Annotated in this window: 18 protein-coding genes and 2 pseudogenes; 12 read left to right on the top strand and 8 right to left on the bottom strand. The window is 64.8% G+C overall.

The annotated features are described in order from the left end of the window. Positions 1-157: pseudogene (locus AB0L63_RS16900) on the top strand (IS110 family transposase); the annotation flags it as partial. A gap of 18 nt (positions 158-175) precedes the next feature. Here the strand turns inward: AB0L63_RS16900 and AB0L63_RS16895 are convergent. After that, positions 176-354, bottom strand: a pseudogene (locus AB0L63_RS16895) (acyl-ACP desaturase); the annotation flags it as partial. Positions 355-1,012: 658 nt separating this feature from the next. On the opposite strand from AB0L63_RS16895, the gene AB0L63_RS16890 reads away from it, so the two are divergent. Continuing rightward, positions 1,013-2,563, top strand: a complete 1,551-nt coding sequence (locus AB0L63_RS16890) for an acyl-CoA carboxylase subunit beta (RefSeq protein ID WP_364501030.1) — start codon at positions 1,013-1,015, stop codon at positions 2,561-2,563. Positions 2,564-2,777: 214 nt separating this feature from the next. Here AB0L63_RS16890 and AB0L63_RS16885 read toward each other — a convergent pair whose 3' ends face one another. The 5 genes from AB0L63_RS16885 to AB0L63_RS16865 all read right to left on the bottom strand — a co-directional run bounded on the left by AB0L63_RS16885 (position 2,778) and on the right by AB0L63_RS16865 (position 8,240). After that, complete coding sequence (locus tag AB0L63_RS16885; protein WP_364501028.1) at positions 2,778-3,386, bottom strand: hypothetical protein; 609 nt, start codon at positions 3,384-3,386, stop codon at positions 2,778-2,780. Then, the gene (locus AB0L63_RS16880; RefSeq protein WP_364501025.1) at positions 3,383-4,030 is read right to left on the bottom strand and encodes a helix-turn-helix domain-containing protein; all 648 of its coding nucleotides are present in this window, start codon (positions 4,028-4,030) and stop codon (positions 3,383-3,385) included. Before AB0L63_RS16880 ends, AB0L63_RS16885 begins: the two co-directional genes overlap by 4 nt. 226 nt (positions 4,031-4,256) lie before the next feature. Further along, the gene (locus AB0L63_RS16875) at positions 4,257-5,324 is read right to left on the bottom strand and encodes a fused (3R)-hydroxyacyl-ACP dehydratase subunits HadA/HadB (protein ID WP_364501022.1); all 1,068 of its coding nucleotides are present in this window, start codon (positions 5,322-5,324) and stop codon (positions 4,257-4,259) included. Positions 5,325-5,385: 61 nt separating this feature from the next. Continuing rightward, on the bottom strand, positions 5,386-6,801 hold the full coding sequence (locus AB0L63_RS16870) for a lipase family protein (protein WP_364501019.1): 1,416 nt from the start codon (positions 6,799-6,801) through the stop codon (positions 5,386-5,388). 263 nt (positions 6,802-7,064) lie between these two features. Then, positions 7,065-8,240, bottom strand: a complete 1,176-nt coding sequence (locus AB0L63_RS16865) for a lipase family protein (RefSeq protein ID WP_364501016.1) — start codon at positions 8,238-8,240, stop codon at positions 7,065-7,067. Between the two features lie 860 nt (positions 8,241-9,100). Here AB0L63_RS16865 and AB0L63_RS16860 point away from each other — a divergent pair. The 4 genes from AB0L63_RS16860 to AB0L63_RS16845 are packed head-to-tail and all read left to right on the top strand — an operon-like array spanning position 9,101 to position 10,871. Then, complete coding sequence (locus AB0L63_RS16860; RefSeq protein ID WP_364501013.1) at positions 9,101-9,601, top strand: DUF2599 domain-containing protein; 501 nt, start codon at positions 9,101-9,103, stop codon at positions 9,599-9,601. A gap of 37 nt (positions 9,602-9,638) precedes the next feature. Further along, a complete protein-coding gene (locus AB0L63_RS16855; RefSeq protein WP_364501010.1) occupies positions 9,639-10,334 on the top strand; it encodes an NAD(P)H-binding protein in 696 nt (231 codons plus the stop codon). A gap of 26 nt (positions 10,335-10,360) precedes the next feature. Then, positions 10,361-10,669, top strand: a complete 309-nt coding sequence (locus AB0L63_RS16850; RefSeq protein ID WP_364501007.1) for a putative quinol monooxygenase — start codon at positions 10,361-10,363, stop codon at positions 10,667-10,669. Next, positions 10,659-10,871 (top strand): hypothetical protein, encoded by a 213-nt coding sequence (locus AB0L63_RS16845; RefSeq protein ID WP_364501005.1) that lies wholly within the window; start codon positions 10,659-10,661, stop codon positions 10,869-10,871. Before AB0L63_RS16850 ends, AB0L63_RS16845 begins: the two co-directional genes overlap by 11 nt. 14 nt (positions 10,872-10,885) lie before the next feature. Here AB0L63_RS16845 and AB0L63_RS16840 read toward each other — a convergent pair whose 3' ends face one another. Further along, a complete protein-coding gene (locus AB0L63_RS16840; RefSeq protein WP_364501002.1) occupies positions 10,886-11,773 on the bottom strand; it encodes a helix-turn-helix transcriptional regulator in 888 nt (295 codons plus the stop codon). 85 nt (positions 11,774-11,858) lie between these two features. Further along, complete coding sequence (locus AB0L63_RS16835; protein ID WP_364500999.1) at positions 11,859-12,083, bottom strand: DUF397 domain-containing protein; 225 nt, start codon at positions 12,081-12,083, stop codon at positions 11,859-11,861. Positions 12,084-12,432: 349 nt separating this feature from the next. On the opposite strand from AB0L63_RS16835, the gene AB0L63_RS16830 reads away from it, so the two are divergent. The 6 genes from AB0L63_RS16830 to AB0L63_RS16805 all read left to right on the top strand — a co-directional run bounded on the left by AB0L63_RS16830 (position 12,433) and on the right by AB0L63_RS16805 (position 17,431). Next, the gene (locus AB0L63_RS16830) at positions 12,433-12,840 is read left to right on the top strand and encodes an SAM-dependent methyltransferase (RefSeq protein ID WP_364500996.1); all 408 of its coding nucleotides are present in this window, start codon (positions 12,433-12,435) and stop codon (positions 12,838-12,840) included. Between the two features lie 203 nt (positions 12,841-13,043). Continuing rightward, positions 13,044-13,283 (top strand): hypothetical protein, encoded by a 240-nt coding sequence (locus AB0L63_RS16825; RefSeq protein WP_364500993.1) that lies wholly within the window; start codon positions 13,044-13,046, stop codon positions 13,281-13,283. 192 nt (positions 13,284-13,475) lie between these two features. Next, the gene (locus AB0L63_RS16820) at positions 13,476-13,673 is read left to right on the top strand and encodes a hypothetical protein (RefSeq protein ID WP_364500990.1); all 198 of its coding nucleotides are present in this window, start codon (positions 13,476-13,478) and stop codon (positions 13,671-13,673) included. 541 nt (positions 13,674-14,214) lie between these two features. Further along, on the top strand, positions 14,215-15,474 hold the full coding sequence (locus AB0L63_RS16815; protein ID WP_364500987.1) for a helix-turn-helix domain-containing protein: 1,260 nt from the start codon (positions 14,215-14,217) through the stop codon (positions 15,472-15,474). Positions 15,475-15,558: 84 nt separating this feature from the next. Further along, positions 15,559-15,993, top strand: coding sequence for a CBS domain-containing protein (locus tag AB0L63_RS16810; RefSeq protein WP_364500985.1), 435 nt, complete (start codon positions 15,559-15,561; stop codon positions 15,991-15,993). Positions 15,994-16,222: 229 nt separating this feature from the next. Beyond that, the gene (locus AB0L63_RS16805) at positions 16,223-17,431 is read left to right on the top strand and encodes an aminotransferase class V-fold PLP-dependent enzyme (protein WP_364500982.1); all 1,209 of its coding nucleotides are present in this window, start codon (positions 16,223-16,225) and stop codon (positions 17,429-17,431) included. The last annotated feature ends 1 nt before the right edge of the window (position 17,432 follow it).

The raw sequence follows: 17,432 nt of genomic DNA, 5'->3' as shown, positions 1-17,432 counted from the left end.
GTTCTATCAGCGCAAACGCACCGAACGACTCATTCATACCCAGGCGCTCCTAGCGTTGGCCCGGCGATTGGTCGACGTGCTGTGGGCACTGCTGCGCGACAACCGGCCCTTCGACACCAAGCCCCCGAGCGTCACCGGAGCCCCGGTCGCAGCTTGACATCGTCATTGAGATTCCCTCCGCGGTCCAGCGCCCGACCCAGGTGCCCGGACACCGCCCAGTGAGTACGACTCCGAGATCTCCCGGTGATAGGAGGGCAGATTGTCCACGGTGAGCAGGTTGGTCACCACCGCGGTCCGCGCGACCTCCGGCAGCATCGATTGCTTCGGATACCAATAGATGCCGCCCATAGCCGCTGCGAAAACCTCACGCGCGCCCACCGCGCGGCCGATCTGGTGATCACCGCGGGCTAGCCGGCAACCCGAACCAACGGCGATCCCACCACTTGCGCGGCCTCCGCCAGACAGGTGCGCGTGATAGTACCGAGATCTCCGCGCCGCGTCCACCAGGCCCGAAAAGAGCAAATATTCGACCAGTTCAGATTCCATGCTCTTGCTGCCGGAACCAGCTTGTTTGCCCATCATGACTCCGAAAGATCAGCTACGTTCGGACCGAAATCGCATACCCGCTTCGGCAATTGAGAAAGTCATCACACCGCGCCGACCAGCTCGAGCGAAATCACAAGCAGCGGAGCGATTCTCGGTAGCGGCATTTCCGGTCATTCGGATGGCCGGATATCGCCGGGCATGACCGATGCCCGACGCGGACACCGACGTAGGTGCGCCACCCCGGCGCAACGGCTGTAACACTCGGCGACATTTCACCGACGGCACCGAGGACGGCGCGCCGGTGCCCAACGGACCTGTGAGCGGTCCTATGACTAAGGTGGATTCCCTATGCTGCGGGTCATATGCCCGATAGCATCGAGCGCCTTTGTGTTGTTCGGTCGATACGAACAGTGCATGGCGACGAGTTCGGGCATATAACCCCATATGGAAGGATGGCATAACCCATATGAGCGGCACGCGAGAAAAGCTGGAGGAGCTCCGGGACATCCTGGAGCTCGCCGAGGAGCCCGCTGGCGAGACCGGCATCGCGAAACGCAAGAGCAAGGGCATACCGAGTGCGCGCGAGCGCGTGCACATGCTGTTGGACAAGGGTTCCTTCGTGGAATTGGGCGCACTGGTGCGCCAGCCGGGCAGCACCGACGGCATGTACGGTGACGGCGTGGTCACCGGGCGCGGCTACATCGACGGCCGACCAGTCGTCGTCATCGCTCACGACCAGACCGTGCACGGCGGTTCGGTCGGTGAGATGTTCGGCCGAAAGGTCGCCGCCGCAATGGAATTCGCGCAGAAAAACGCCTGCCCGGTGGTGTCGATCAACGATTCCGGCGGCGCCCGCATCCAGGAGGCGGTGACATCGCTGGCCTGGTACGCGCTGATGTGCCGACGTCAGGAGGATCTGTCCGGCTTCGTGCCGATGGTCGCGGTCATGCTCGGCAAATGCGCGGCCGGTTCGGTATACGCCCCGATCAATATGGATGTGCTGGTCGCGACCGAGAAGTCGTATATGTTCGTCACCGGCCCGGAGGTCATCAAGGGCGTGACGGGTGAGGTGGTCAGCGCCGACGATCTCGGTGGCGCCGCCGCCCTGCAGGCCAATGGCACGGTGCACCATGTCGCCGCCGACGAGCAGGCCGCCTTCGACTGGGTCCGCAGCTATCTGAGTTACCTGCCGTCGAGCTGCCTGGAACAGGCTCCGGTGGTGAATCCGGGCCTGGAACCGGAGATCACCACCCACGACCTCGAGCTGAACTCGATCATTCCGGATTCCGACCGGTCCGGTTACGACATGCACGAGGTGCTGCTGCGCCTCTTCGACGACGGCGACTTCCACGAGATCGGCGCGGGCACCGCCCAGAATCTGATCACCGGCTTCGCCAGGGTCGATGGACGCAGTGTCGGCGTGGTCGCCAATCAGCCGCAGGTACTCGGCGGCGCGCTCGACGGACTGTGCTCGGATAAGGCGGCATATTTCATCCGGCTGTGCGATGCCTTCGGTCTGCCGCTGATCTTCGTCGTCGACACCCCCGGTGTGCTGCCCGGCCTCGAAGAGGAACGCAACGGCGTCATCAAGCGCGGCGGCCGCTTCTTCCGTGCGGTCATCGAGGCCAGCGTGCCGATCGTCTCAATCGTGACGCGTAAGGCCTACGGCGGCGGCTACGCGGTGATGGGCTGCAAGCCGCTGGGTGCGGACCTGGCCCTGGCCTGGCCGACGGCACAGATCGCGGTCATGGGCGCCGAGAGCATGGTCGGCATCATCGGCCGCAGGCGGCTGGAGGCGACTCCACCCGACCAGCGCGCCACCGTGCGCCAGCAGATGATCGATTTCTACAACGCCACCGTGGCGACCCCGTGGACCGCGGCCGAACGCGGCTATATCGATGCCGTGGTCGAGCCGTCGCACACCCGTCTGGAGATCCGCAGGGCGCTGCACCTGCTACGGGAGAAGGGCGCGGTCCGGAAGCACAACCCGCGCAAGCACAGCCTCTTCCCGGTCTAGGACGGTCGAAGCCGATCGAGTTGTATGCCCGTTTGTGTTGTGTCACAGCGCAAACGGGTATCGATCGTGCGATATCCGATGTTCGTTCGTTCGCCGCGCCGCCCGACACGCTATGCTCTAGCCCGACCTGTGTTCGCGACACGACGGCCGGGCATGCGGCGCGCCCACTGCGAGTGTCCCTATCCACTCCGAATGAGCGCGCCATACTTCGGCACTAGGCTTGATCCGGACGCGTCCCGTGGTTGCCCCACAAGCGTTCCACTGTCGCCCATTCGGCCTCCCACAACCGGGCCCTGCGCCGATCGAGCGCACGACGCAGCAGTGCGTAGCCGCAGCCGAAGCCGACCGCGATCCCGAAGACCATGCCGGTGGTGATCAGCAATGCCTTGCTCAATGCCCGGGTGCTCGACGGCGGCTCGGTGACCTTGCCCGCCCCGTCGAGCCAAACCTGCACCGTGGCACCAGCTTTCACCAAACCGGCGGTCTGGTAGTCGCTGGTATGGGTGACACCGTCGGCGTCGCGCCACTGCACCCGAGCCGGGGTGATGGGCGCATAGAGCGGCGCCTTGCCGACCTCGAGCACGGTCGCGTCGACCTCGTGCAACTGCGCCGCTTCCGTCCGCGCGATGCGGTCTTCGGTCTGATAGATCCGGCCGCCGACCGCCATCGACAGCAGCGGGGCACTGATCAGAAACAACAGTGTGAGCACCGCGGCAACCGCCAGTTGCAGGCGATCCTCGCGGCGGCGCATCGGATTTCGATCCAGGCCGACCCGGCGGCAGGTGCGGCGGACAACGCTCGGCGACCCGGTTGCTGCGGTCATGACGATGACACCTCGCTCTGGAATTCAGCTGTCAGCCCGTGAAGGGTGTCGAAGAATGTGTCGATGAGATCGGGCAATCCGTCGGTGTCCGAGCCCGTGCCCCAGACCTGTAGTACGGCGATCAGCAATCCGGACCCGGCGGCAACGGCCACCTCCGGCCGCCGGTCCACCGCGGGATCGACATCGAGTCTGGCGGCGATGATCCGCACGGATTCGCGCTGCCCTTCGAGCCGGATGCGCTGATAGCCCGCGGCCAGTGCCGGTTCGTCCTCGAAGCGTTGGAACAGTGCCCAGCGCCGGGCCAAACCCGCGGCCTTCGGTCCGGTGTATTCGGCGACCAGCCAGTCGTGCAGCGCATTGCGGTAGGCGACCAGCGGCGGCTCGGACCGGGGACGACGGCACAGCGCCTCGTTGAACAGGTGCACGTCCTGGTCGATTTCACCGAGTACGGCCTCCTCGATGGAGGAGAAATGACGACTGAAGGTCCGCCGGGTGACCCCGGCGCGCGCCGCGATGTCCTCGACGGCCACCGAATCCAACCCACGCTCGTTGAGCAGGTCGAATGCAGCGCGCGACATGGCCGCGCGACTGCGCAGCGTACGCAACCGACGGCCGTCGAGGTCGACTTCGTTGTCGGTACCCATATCGGCATCCTACGCTCTATTGTCCCGTCGGGACATTAGTTCGGCGTGATTCGCATCAGGGCTCACATGCCAGCCCGGTAACGATGAACTGCTCCCATACGGTGAACTCACGGCCCGCGGCGGCGACCGCTGCCACGACACCGACTCGCTAGATCCAAAATGCCCCATTTCCACAAGCATTCGCACATCCGCGAGTACGTTCCCCAACATCTTCGGCATCTTCGGCTCAGCGCAGCAGCACCTCCGCGCTGGCCCGGCCGAACAGCTTGCGGCCGTCGGAGATCGCGGTGAGGGCGATGGTCGCCGCACGGCGGTCCGGATCCAATTCCTTGACCCGGCCGCGGAATTCGATCTCGCTCTGCGATCCGGCCGCGACCGCGGCGAATCCGGCGAACCGCACACCGTATTCGGTGATCGCGGCCGGATCGCCGAGCCAATCGGTGAGATAGCTCGCGCCGAGGCCCATGGTCAGCAGGCCATGGGCCACCACACCGGGCAGTCCCGCGGCGACCGCGACCTGCTCGCTGAAGTGGATCGGATTCGAATCACCCGATACCCCAGCATAATTCACCAGATCACCGAGGGAGAGCGGGACCACGCGGGCGGGGAGTTCGGCACCGACGCGCAATTCGTCGAATTCGGGGATGCCGCACGATGCCCGCACCGTGATCTTGTCCACACCCGCCTCGGGCAACACCTCGTCGAAGCATTCGAACATCCTGCTGTCCACCGCACGTTCCGGCCGCCGCCAAGTCGGGTCCTGCCGTTCGGTCAGCGCCTCGCCAGTCATGATGACGCCGTCGACCGCCGAGACCAGTTCGGTGGCCACCTCGGCGCCGGTGCGTGCCACTACGGTGGTGTGCGCGGTCTGCAGCAGTTCCTTGTACTGGTTGGTAAGCACATTCCGGATGAGCATGAAGTCCATATCGCTGAACTGCCGGAACGATTCGACGTAGGAGTCGCAGCGCAGTTGGTCACCGGCGATGAGCGGCCGGTACACCCGAATCCGCTGCTCGGTCTGCAGCACCTGACTGAAGTCGTAACCGGTCAGCACCGAATCGAACATCTTGCGCTGCAACAGCGGCCAGATGATCGAGGAGAAGGTGGGCGGTGCGATGAGCCCGTCGTAGCCGAGTTCCCACGCCGCGTCCTCATACCAGTGCGCGGGGTGGAAGCCCCGAACCGCACGGGCGAATTCGCGAACCTTCTCCCGCCCGACCTCGTAATGGTCGGACATCCGATAGTGGCGGCCCACCATCGCGCTGGCCTGCTCAGATCCACTCGAAACCGTCACATGTCATAAATCGCGGTCCAGGCGGCGGATGCTACGCTGATAGCAGATTGTAATAAATCCCTTAACATTCATTGTTCGCGGGCATGCCCTGCAGACGCTGATCCAGCCAGATCATCGCCTCCGGATAGCCGAGTGCACCGGCGATGATGTGTTCACCGGGGACGCTGCGATACACCGCCGACACGCCGAGGTCACACTGCTCCCGGTAGAGGTTGCGCGCGCCCTCCGCCGGAATCCAGAATTCCTGCTCGCCGTTGTAGATGTAGAGCGGCGCCGCGGACCTCATGCCCGCCATGCGCGTCACGTCGTAGATCTCGGTGGCGACCTCGGAATGCAGCGGATCCGGAATCTTGGCGGCGATATCGATGGGCAGCATCAGCACCCCGACCGCGCCGAATACGCTGCCGCACAGATCTTTCAGCGGTGACGTCGCCGCCCACTGTGCCAGATTGTTCATGCTGGCCAGGATCTCCGGGCGCTCCCGGCCGACACCGAAGGTCGCGGCCAGGAAGACCCCAGAGGCGAGGTTGCCGTTCATGCTGCGCCCGAGGATTTCATAGTCGGCGGGCACGCCGCCGAGCGCGGCGCCGACGATCGATCCGGCCAATTCCGGTGCGTAGCTCTCGATCAGCTTCACCGCTCCGTTGGTGGCGATGGCGCCGCCGGAGTAGCCGGTCATACCGAATCGGCTGTCACCGAACTCGTCGGGGCGCAGTCCGCGCACCGCGCGAATGGCATCGAGAACGGCATGTCCGGCGACGTAGGGCTCCGCATAGGCCATCCACGGTCCCTCATGGTCCGGAACCAGCACCGCGTATCCGCGCAATGTCGCCAATTGCGTTGTGGGCGGAAGGAAGTCGGTGATGCTGGTATTGGGGGACCAGCCGTGCGCGAGGGTGTAACCGGGCGTGCAGGCCCGGCCGAGCGCGTCGATCGGGAGATTGTTCACCACGACCGGTCGGCTGCCCGGACCGGGCCATACGGTGGCCGGAATGATCAATGTCGCGGTGGCATACGAGGCCGCGCCGCGCGAATCGGTGGTGCGGTATTTCAGCAGCAGCGCCTGCCGGATGGGCACCAGCACCAAGGGCACGGCGGTGGCGCTGACATCCCGCACCTCCACCAACTCGCCCGGTGCGTAATCGTCCAGATTCGCCGGCCACGCATCGAAGATCGGATCACCGATGGCGCTCGGTGCCGAGGCCTGGCGCAGGGCGGCCAGCGCCGGGGGCAGGGTGGCGGCCTCCTGCATCGGATCAGGCACCTGCGGCCCGGCAGCGATCGGTGGTGGCGGGATGACGCCATCGATCCACCGCTGCAGATCCGGCAGAGTCGAACCACCGTCGGTCGGAATCGGCAAGGCGGGCAGGCCGGGAATGGCGGGCGCGGCCGGTGCGGGCGGTTCGGCCGCCGCCTCCCCCATCGCGACCGGACACACCAGCAAAAGTGCGAAAACGATGACACGCAGACAGCTCATTGACACAGGCCCCAGGGTGCGACGTCGGGTTCCCTGGCGCCGGGTTTATGGTGCCTTCGACCCCCGAAATGCCCCTGAGTGCCGAGGCCAGAAAGTCAGGCTATCCGAGGCGGGTAGACCGGATACCCTACCGTGCCCAAGTTGTGTGTGTCACGTCGCCGAATCGCAACAATCCGAGCCGAATCCGCTTGTCCAGCAACGCGGATCCGGCTCGGCCGCGATCCGGCATCCGCCGGATCGCACCAGTTCTGTTGTCCCCGTTCTCAACAGTTACTCGGCGCCACCTCACCCCGGAATCGCGCGTCCAACCAATTCAGCGCTGCTGGAATGCCCAGAACCGCAGCGGTGAGATGGTCGGGAACCGGGATCTGTTCGGACTGCACCCGCGCCCCGGCCGCGCACCAGCGCTTATCGGTATTCACCACCGCATCGATGGGAATGAGTCCATCGATCGGCGAATGCCATTCGAAGACGGGTGTTTTCGGCACGCCGTCGTAGAGTTCGAGGCTGTTCTCCTCGACCACCGCGCGTGCGGTGGCATCGTTGATCATCGAGGTCGACTTCGCGAAGTCCAGCGCACCACGCCCCGCGCCCGTGGCCAGGATGTCATTGGTGCAACTGTTGGCGATCGTGGCCCGTGCGACAAGACCGCGCTCATTGAGTTGGTCGCTGAGCGGGAAGCGGTCGGGATACTCGCGCTCCAGGCCGAGTCCGGCCGCCAGGGCGAGCCCGAAAACCGGATGCGAGTTGAGACCGAGGGTCTCCAGCATGGTCACCAGATTCATCGGCACACCACCCATCGCGGCGCCGGCGATCTCCAGTTCCGGCGCATATCTGGGCGCCAGCGCGGCCGCCCATGCGGTGGCCATGCCGCCGCCGGAGTATCCGACCATCGATACCGGACTCTTCTGCACCTGTAGTTCGGCGACCTGCTTTACCGCACGGATACCGTCGAGGGTGATCATGCCGCCCAATTTGGCCGCGCCATAGGCGAAATTCGGACCGAGGTGATCTGGCAGCGCGACACTCCAGCCGCGCGAGAGCAGCACATTCCAGCCGGGCGCCTCCCGGACGATGAGGTTCGGATCGCCGGTGTAGAGCACCCGCGATACCGAGCACTCGGCGCCGAGCCCGTTGATGATGTGCTGATAGGACAGCAAGGGGCCATCGGGGGCATGGGCTTTCGGAGTGAGCACCGTGGTAGTCGCCGCGATCGGCTGACCTTCGGAGCTGGTGGAACGGAAGCGCACCACGGTCACGGTGGTATCCGGGAAGATCGCCAGCGGCGGCATCACCCGCGCTGCGATCACATCACCGGGTTTCTTATCCGCCAGATCGGGCGGGGTGGCGTAGAAGGGGTCGGGGTCCGGGGTGGGATACAGGGGTGCGGTGTGCGCGGCGCCCGCCGCTGTCAACACCATGAGCAGACCGATTGTCATTGCCAGCGACTGTTTGCCGGTTGCTCGGATCACGGCGCCGACTGCGCGAATCGGGCTACGTAGGGCCTGCCTCATCGACGTATTGCCTCCGGGAGAGAATTTGGTCCAACGTTGCGAACATAGTCGATGGCGATTATCGCGAAGGCAAAGGCCAAGCGAAATGTTTTGAGAAATTACAATTCTCGCGCGCGCAAGTAGTGGTCGGCGGCCGGGCGCCTTCGTGACTGTGTCCGATCACGAGGTGTCGCGTCTGTGACATGTCCAACCGAACGGCCGGACCATTTGCCGCACCATGGTGCCCGAATTACCGTCACAGCCATAGACGCGACCAGCGTTGCCGGAGCGCACCGCGCTGATCACCGACGGCGACACCCCGCCTATCGCACAAATGATCCACGCGCTCCCGCTCGGACACCGATGGAACCGCGTACCCGGGTGACGCTCCTCGGTGCTGCCACGCACCTGGCGTCGCCGGCCGGCGACGGCGAACTCGGCGAGGTTCGACGCCGCCGAGCTCAGGAATGCGATCGCCCCTGACGACGTCGCAGGGCACTCGGCGCCCACGAAAGAAGCACTGTTCCCCGCAGCGAGTCGGCCGCCGCGGACACGCACCGGATCCCGGGGCAGTGCCTCGACGACCGCGCACCCTTCGGATCCGTCGATTTCCGCACGCGACGTCCTCGCGGAGGAGCACGATCGACCCGCGCAGTCCTGATCCATACCGCCGACGGTCCGGTTGAGGAACATGAGGTCCATGAGCCCGCAGCGAGATCAGGGTGGCCGCCACATCCCGGTATGGCTGTTGCGCCGCCGCACGATGGCTACCCTCGGATGGTGGACACCATGCGGGAGGATCGATGTTGACCCAGCGGAATAGCGAACGGGCACGCTGGGCTGTGGCACTGTTGTGCTGCGGCGCGCTGGTCCCGGCCGCAGCCGCATGCGGCTCCGACGAGACAGCGTCGGTCGCGACGGCCGTGACGACAACCACGACGACCGCGGCCACCAATACCACTACCTCTGCCGCACTGCCGAGCGTCGATCCCTACGCCGGTATGCCGCTCATCGACCACACCACCTGGACCGAGGGCGTCGACGGCCCCCGCCTGCTGGTCTACCCGACCGACGCCGGGCGGCGTGAGGCCTTCCCTGATACCGAGGAACGGGCGTGGCAGGAGGTGCTCACACACGCCCCAGACGCCGATACTCGCGGAATGCGTGACCAGTTCATCTGTCATTGGGCCTGGGCCCGTATGTTGCAGCCCGATAAGGAGAGCTGGAATCTGGAACCCTGGCGTCCGGCGGTGGGCTATCAGGCCACCGTCCAGGCATCGTGCAATCCCGGAGGACCCGAACGGTGATCATTTCGAGCGACGCAACTGCAAGAAAGGACCCTACATGCGCATCGTCATCGCAGGCGGACACGGGAAGATCGCACTACGGCTCGGCGGAATACTCGCCGGGCGCGGCGACGAGGTCGAGAGCCTCATCCGCAATGCCGACCATGCGGACGAGGTCGCGGCCACCGGCGCACGACCGGTCGTCCTCGATCTCGAGCACAGCACGGTGGCGGAGCTCGCCGCCGTCGTAAAGGGTTCCGACGCAGTAATTTTCGCCGCAGGCGCAGGTTCGGGCAGCGGGGCCGCCCGCAAGTACACGGTGGACAAGGGCGGTTCGGTGCTGCTGGCCGATGCCGCCGATGCGGCCGGTGTCCGGCGGTTCGTGCAGATCTCGACCATGGGCGCGGGTAAGCCGCCCGCAGCCGGGACCGATGAGGTCTGGGCCGCCTATATCGACGCCAAGACCCAGGCCGAGGACGATCTGCGGGCCCGCGATCTCGATTGGACGATCCTGCGCCCCGGCCGGCTGCTCGATACCGCCGCGACCGACCGGGTGTTGCTGAGCACCCCGCCACTGCCCTTCGGCAGCATCGCCCGGGCCGATGTCGCCGTCGTCCTCGCCGAGATTCTGCGCGCGTCACAGACCACGCACACCACTTTGGAGCTCATCGCAGGCGACACACCGATAACCCGCGCGGTCTCGAATATTGGTAGCCAGTTGGTCGCCGAAGACGGTGCCGCACTGACCGATTGACATTATTCGCCGCCAGATTGGAGAACATGACCGTGTTCAGTCGTATCACTTCCCTGAAGCTGCGACCCGGATCCCGCGGCGAATTCCTCGATGTGGTCAGTCGCAGCGCCGCCGCATCGGTACGCGAGGAACCTGGTTGCTTACGATTCGATGTGTGTGCCGACCGCATTGATCCGCACCGGTTTTTCCTCTACCAGGTCTATATCGATGAAGAGGCCGCCGAAGCGCACCGTTTCACCGATCATTTCCTGGCCTGGCACTGCGCCGCCGACCGATTTGTCGAACCAGGCACTCAGGTTCACTACAGCACCGATGTGGTCATCAATGCGAAATGATCGCGCCGACGCCTTATCCGCCGGATTCACCCGGACGATCGCACTCGGCTGGAATCTGCGTGCCGCAGCGATACTGGACAATACGGTCGCCGCACTGGTCGCGCGCGAATGCGGCAGTGATCAGGGCGATTTCGATCTCGCCGCCGCGGACGCGCTCGCAGCCGAGACGAGCACCATCAACCCGAGCGATCCGGGCCGATAGGGCTATCGGGCCGCTCAGGCGTTCTTCGCGTACTCGGCGAGGATCTTCAGCGACTCGCCGGGCGCCTCGGCTTGCACACTCAGGCGGTCCATGACCGAGAGGTACAGCGCCAGATCCTGCTTGCGATCCAGGTACAGCGCACTCGTCAGATGTTCGAGGTAGACGATGTCGGGCAGCTCGGTCTCGGCGAAACGCAAGATGCTGAACGAACTTCCGGCGGCCGCATGCTCGCCCGCCGAGTACGGCAGGACCTGCACCGTGACATTCGGCAGTTCCGCCAGCTCGATGAGGTGTTCCATTTGCTCGCGGTGCACCCGCGAACCACCAACCGGCCGATGCAGCGCGGCCTCATCGATAATCGCCCAGATGATCGGCGGATCGGCCCGGTGCAGCACTTCCTGGCGACGGATGCGGACCTGCACGCGGCGGTCCATATCGGCGTCCTCGTACCCCAGTGACATGACGGCCCTGGCATATTCGGGTGTCTGCAATAGGCCGGGCACCAGATGCGCCTCGTAGGTACGGATCTTGGTCGCCGCCTGTTCCAAGCCGATGTAGGTGCCGAACCAGGACGGCAGCAGATCGCTATAGCGATGCCACCAGCCTGGTTCGTTCGCCTGCCTGGCCAAATCCAGGAAATTTTCCCGCTCCTCGGCGTCGGTGACGCCGTACAGGGTGAGCAGGTCGCGGATATCGCGTTCCTTGAAACCGGTGCGGCCCAACTCGAGACGACTGATTTTGGCGTGCGAACCGCGGATGGCGTCACCTGCGGCCTCACGGGTGATGCCATTCTTCACCCGGAGGTCACGCAACTGCCCGCCCAGCGCGATCCGCAAAACGGTCGGACCACGTTCCACTACAATTGATTGCACACGACCGTCGTCATCGGGTTCTGCGATCATGAAGTCATCTCCGATACTCGGGTTTGACCACAGTGTGTCACAAAAACCACATTCAACACACCGCACCGATCGCTCATGCTAACGCTCAGCTGGTCAGGTCGTCGAACTCCCCGGCCTTCGCGCCGCGCACGAACGCGTCGATCTCCGGTCGAGTGTAGAACAGCATGCCGCCTTCTGGATCGCGTGAATTGCGAACGGCGACCGAACCATCCGACGCTTCGGCGACCTCGACGCAGTTACCGCCCGACGGACCGCTGAACGAGCTCTTGCGCCACGCGCCTTTGATCTTGGGTGTACCGGTGTCGAACATCTTCCCCACTCCTGTGTGAGATGTACGCTCGAGCGGCCTTACAGATGTGCGCTCAAACGTTCTTGCATTTGCACCTACATCTGCAAGATATCACGATGCTTCGCCATGCGGCACAAGAGAATTCAGACCTGCCGGTCCCCTACGCGCCCCTGGTCGAAGCGTTACCCCGCGTGCCGAACCCGGCACCGCGCGACGCGCCCGAAATGCGTGATCGCCTACGCCATCGCGAGGGTCTAGCGGAGGCGAATCTTGTACTGTCACAGTGCACATCGGCCGTGCCAGCCAATCGCGACGTCCGCCGTCCGAGCAGTCCGGTTCACCGTTTATCAGCTCGTCGAGGAGTCCAGCCATGTCCGACGATCACAGCCCGCCCATCCGGACCGACATCCCCCAGTCCGCGCGCATCTGGAACTACTGGATGGGCGGCAAGGACTATTACGAGATCGACCGGATCGCCGGTGCCGCCGGTGTCGAGGTGGACCCCGACATCACCACCATGGCCGTGCAGTCGCGCCAGTTCCTCATGCGCGCGGCGCGCTGTCCAGCCGGGGAGGAAAGCATCCGCCAGTTCCTCGAAATCGGCGCCGGCGGCACACCCTACATTTCTCGCCCTCGAGCCGAAATCCGTGCCGTATTCGACGGTTTGGAACTGGTCGAGCCCAGGTTCGTGTCGATCACCCAGTGGCGCACCGATACCGCAGAGGTCGGCGAGATCCGGCCGATCTCCGCCTACAGCGCGGTCGCACACAAGCCCTGAAGCACAAGCGGCACAACGGCGGTCATCGACCACCCGGCCGACGACCGCCGTTCATATTTCTATTGGTCGTTCGTGCAGATGTACTTGCATCTGTAAGCGCCGGCGGCCTAGACTCGGACCCAGAATCGGGGAGGTACGCAGGGAGTTCGCGCCAGCGTCACCACAATTATCTCCCCATCCGGCAGACGCGAGGGGCGGTCGAGATGAGTACGCCATTCCGAACTCCGCACGGGGCCATGATGGCCGGCGGATCCGGGATCGACATCCTGCGGCAATGCTCGGCTGCGCCGGAGTACGCGCCATTCGATTGCGGTGTCGAGCCGCGCGGAATCACCTATCGACAGGCCAGCGAGATCCTGCGTCTACACGAGGTACATGGCCCGCAGTGCCGCCAGTGGCTCGCCGCCGCCGCCTACCTCTCGGCCGGACTGAACGACGAATAGCGTTCGAACCCAACGGCTCCCATTGTATTTGCTCCGAAATCGCTGCGCACGCAATGATGTTCGTGCAGATGTACTTGCATCTGCACGAGACATCGCTCTAAACTCGTGCGCGACAAGGGAGTTTCGCAACCGGGAGCCCGTGCCGCTGTCGCCGCCGGGATCTCTCGGCGCCAGAGCCACAGGGGCGTTCGCATGAATTCACCACACGCTGCCGGTCGACTCGGGATCGCCGATGTCGCCGCGGCATACGGCACCGAGGCACTACAGCGGCGCATCGCCGAGCTGCGCGCCAGTGGTCGGCACTACGCCGCCATCGCGATCGAACGCGAAATCCGTAGCGGAGCACTGGTAATCGATTCCGAGCTGCGGAATCAACAAGGCGCGGCCTAGATTTCGGCACCACGGCCGACGAACCAGGGGTTGCAGGTGCACACCAGGTTCGGAAGTGTGGTCGGGTCGAGTGCCCGCAGCACCATGGATACCGTATACGACGAGTATGTCCTCGTCAGCTGATCGAGATATGTCCTGATCACAGCCGTCCTGGAGCATGATGTTGTGCATGGTCGCCCCGGGACCCGAAGGTCGGGCTCCGCGCGAGCATAGCCATCCCGACCAGCGTGGTGCGTGGAGCCGGACGGTGACCATTCGCACCGCCTTACCAACTCCCCCTTCGAATTTCAGGTATTGAGCGGTTCACTGTGCGACCCTGCGAGTGCGCGACGGCATCGGCCGCGGCGTTGAAAGAGTACGGGTCCACACGCCGCACGATGTCAAGAGGTGCAGCGCAGCCGGAACCGAAACGACCTCGGGACGTGCTCGCCAGGCAATAGATCTCGCGCAATCTTCCCTGGGTGCATAACTTTTTTCGTATAGTGATGCAACGATTCGGGCGCAGATCTATTACGTCCGAGGTGGCCCTGGAGCGACGCTGATGACCTTCTCCGCGCTGGATCGGTCCGTCGAGCCGACGGAACCTGTTCTAGAGATCGGCGGCCAGCCCGCGTCGATTCCCCTACTCGATACCGACCGCGTCGCCTCGCGCATGGTCGGCTACTTCGCGACCTGCACGGCGCCGTGTCGCACGCTGCCCGGCGAGCAGTTGCGTGGCGATGTCACCAAACTGACCCGCAGCTGCCTGGCACTGGCCGCCGAAATGCTCGACAAGCGAACGGTTCCCGGCGAGGAACAGCTCGGCGAAGTCACAGCGGCCGCGGCGCAATGGGCTCGCGAGGCAGTGCCGCTCGGCACCATCCTGCGCGCCTACCACGAGGGGCTGCGCATCGCATTCGGACTGGTGACCGCGCGCGCCAAGGCCGACGATGTCGATGAACTGCTGGTCGCCACCGACCTGATGCTCGAACTCCTGGAGGCGATCACCGCCGCGGTTTCGGACGCCTATGTCGAGGAACAGCATCTCGTCGCGCGTGAACACCAGACCGCGTCGCAGACACTGGCCTCGGCGCTGCTGAGCGGTCGGGGCAGTTCCGCACTCGCCCGCCAGGCGGGCATACCGATTGCCGACTCGTATCAGGTAGTCGCGCTATCGATTCCGGAACATCCCGACGAGCGCGATCCTCGGGTCGACAGCCATGTGGCCGGCCGCAGGAAGCTGCGCCGACTGCAGGCGGAACTGGCCACAACCTTCGAATCGCGGGTACTCGCGCTGCTGAGCACCAAGGGCGGCACGCTGCTGGTCCCGATCGAGGACGATGCACCGGTCCTGACCGTCGAAACACTGACAGTGCTAGCCGAATCCGCCGAGGTCGCGCTGACCGCGACGTTGGTCACCAGTGAGACCGATCGGATACCCGACGCCGCCGACCAGGCCCATGAGCTCCTCAATCTGGTGCGGGTCGGCGGACGCCATCCGGGCCTGTACCAGATGGCCGACCTGGCCGTGGAGTACCAGCTCACCCGCGGCGGTCCCGCGACCCGCCGCATCGCGACCATTCTCGATCCGCTCGACGCCCATCCCGAACTGTTCGACACCATGCGCGCGTACCTCGGCAATGATATGAATCGCCAGCTCACCGCGCGCCAGCTCTATGTGCACCCGAATACCGTCGATTACCGGTTGCGCCGCATCGCCCAGCTGACCTCCATAGATCTGGCCACCTCGGCAGGCATCTCGCAGGCCGCCATCGCCCTGCTCGCCCGCGATCTGGACCGCAACGTCGTCCGCCCGCTGTAAATCGCATCCTGATGCGGATTTGTGCTGGTCACGAGATCACAAAGGCGTCATTCTAGTAGTGCCACGACGTCGGGATGGTGGATCATGCGAATAGCGGAGATCTTGCACAGGAAGGGCAGCGACGTGGCGACCGTCGCGCCCGAGACCACGGTACGGACCCTGCTCGGCACGCTCGCCGAACACAATATCGGGGCGGTGGTGGTATCGCCGGACGGCAACCGGATCTTCGGCATTGTCTCCGAGCGTGATGTGGTGCGCAGTCTGCATGCGCGCGGCGCCGCGCTGCTCGATACGCCGGTCGCGGAGATCATGACCGTCGATGTGCGCACCTGTGACCCCGATGACCGGGTCGACGGACTGCGCGGCACCATGACCGAGCACCGCGTCCGGCACCTGCCCGTGGTCCGCGACGGCCGTCTGGTCGGCATTGTCAGCATCGGCGATGTGGTCAAGAGCGCGATCTCGGAACTGACCACCGAACGCCAGCATCTGGTCGAGTACGTACAGGGGCAGTACTGAACGATCCAGGATATCCGCGACAGGGCCTCGGGTACCTGTGACTTGTCGAAAGACGTTGGCTACGAGAAATCTTCGAAGTCGCTCGGAATAATGCGTATCGTTGGTGACGTCCAGTGCGTTCTCGGAAGGGAGCGGCAGTTTGCAGTCACCTGCGTCCGGTGCGCACCTAGTCCGATCGACCATCATCCAGTCCGCCCCGCAGATACCGGCACCAGCGCCGCTCGCGGCCGTGCGCGCACTTTTTCCGGCGCTGGCCGAATCCACGGACGTCTATCTGGACAGCGCGGCAACCACGCAGAAGCCGCTGCCGGTCATCGAGACCATCCACCGCTATCACTCCTCACGCACCGCCAATGCCGGTCGCGGCACCTACCCGTGGGCCACCAATCTGACCACCCGCCTTGCCCAAGTCCGCGAACGCATGGCCACCTTCATCGGCGCCGAATCACCCGCGGAGGTGGTCTTCACCAGCGGCGCTACCGCGGCGCTCAATGCCGTCGCACTGTCCTGGGGGCTGGCCGAACTCGATGACGGTGACGAAATCCTTTACAACCCACGCGATCACGCCTCGAATGTGCATCCGTGGCACCATCTGCGCACGGTACTCGCCCGCTTCGGTCGGCGCATCGAACTGGTCCCCTACCGGGTGACCGAACTCGGCGAAGCCGATACCGCCGACATTCTGGCCAAGGTCGGTCCGCGCACCCGGCTGATCACCACCAGCCATCTGCACCACGCCTTCGGCGGACTCACCACACTCGAGGAGCTGCGCGGGAGGCTCGATCCCCGGATTCTGCTGTGCTTCGACTGCAGTCAGAGCGCGGGGCATATGCCGCTGGACGTGACCGAACTCGGCGCGGACTTCGCGATCTTCGCCGCGCACAAGATGTTCGGCGCGCCAGGTACCGGAATCCTCTACTGCCACCGCAGAGTTCACGATCGGCTGCTGCCTTTCCTGCCCGGTGGAAATACCGGGGTCGATCTCACCGACGCCGGATTGACCTCGACCGGCATGCCGGACCTGCTCGAGGGCGGCACCCAGAACATTCCGGGCATCCTGGCCCTCGGCAGCGCACTGGAGGTGCTGGAATCGCTGGATGTCGGTGTGATCGCCGCGCACAATCGCGCATTGACGCTGCGGCTCATCGACAATCTGCGTCCGGTACCCGGGCTGGAATTCCTCCCCGGTCCGGCGCACGCACCGTGCGCGATCGGCTACGGCATCGTGTCCTTCACGCTCGCAGGCATTTCCGCGACCGATCTCGGATTCGTCATGAGCGAGTTGGGTTTTCTGGTCCGCACCGGCTTACACTGCTCCCCCCGGGGTGGCGACGAGGCCACGGACTCGGTACGGGTCAGCACGCACATCTACAACACAGTCGACGAGATCGACCGGTTCGCGACCTGCGTCAAGACGATTGCCGAGGAGGTCACATAAG

It is taken from the genome of Nocardia sp. NPDC051990, assembly GCF_040680755.1.
Classification (GTDB): Bacteria; Actinomycetota; Actinomycetes; order Mycobacteriales; family Mycobacteriaceae; genus Nocardia.
The sequence above is the reverse complement of the archived record's forward strand: the minus strand, read 5'-3'. Positions and strand labels throughout refer to the sequence as shown.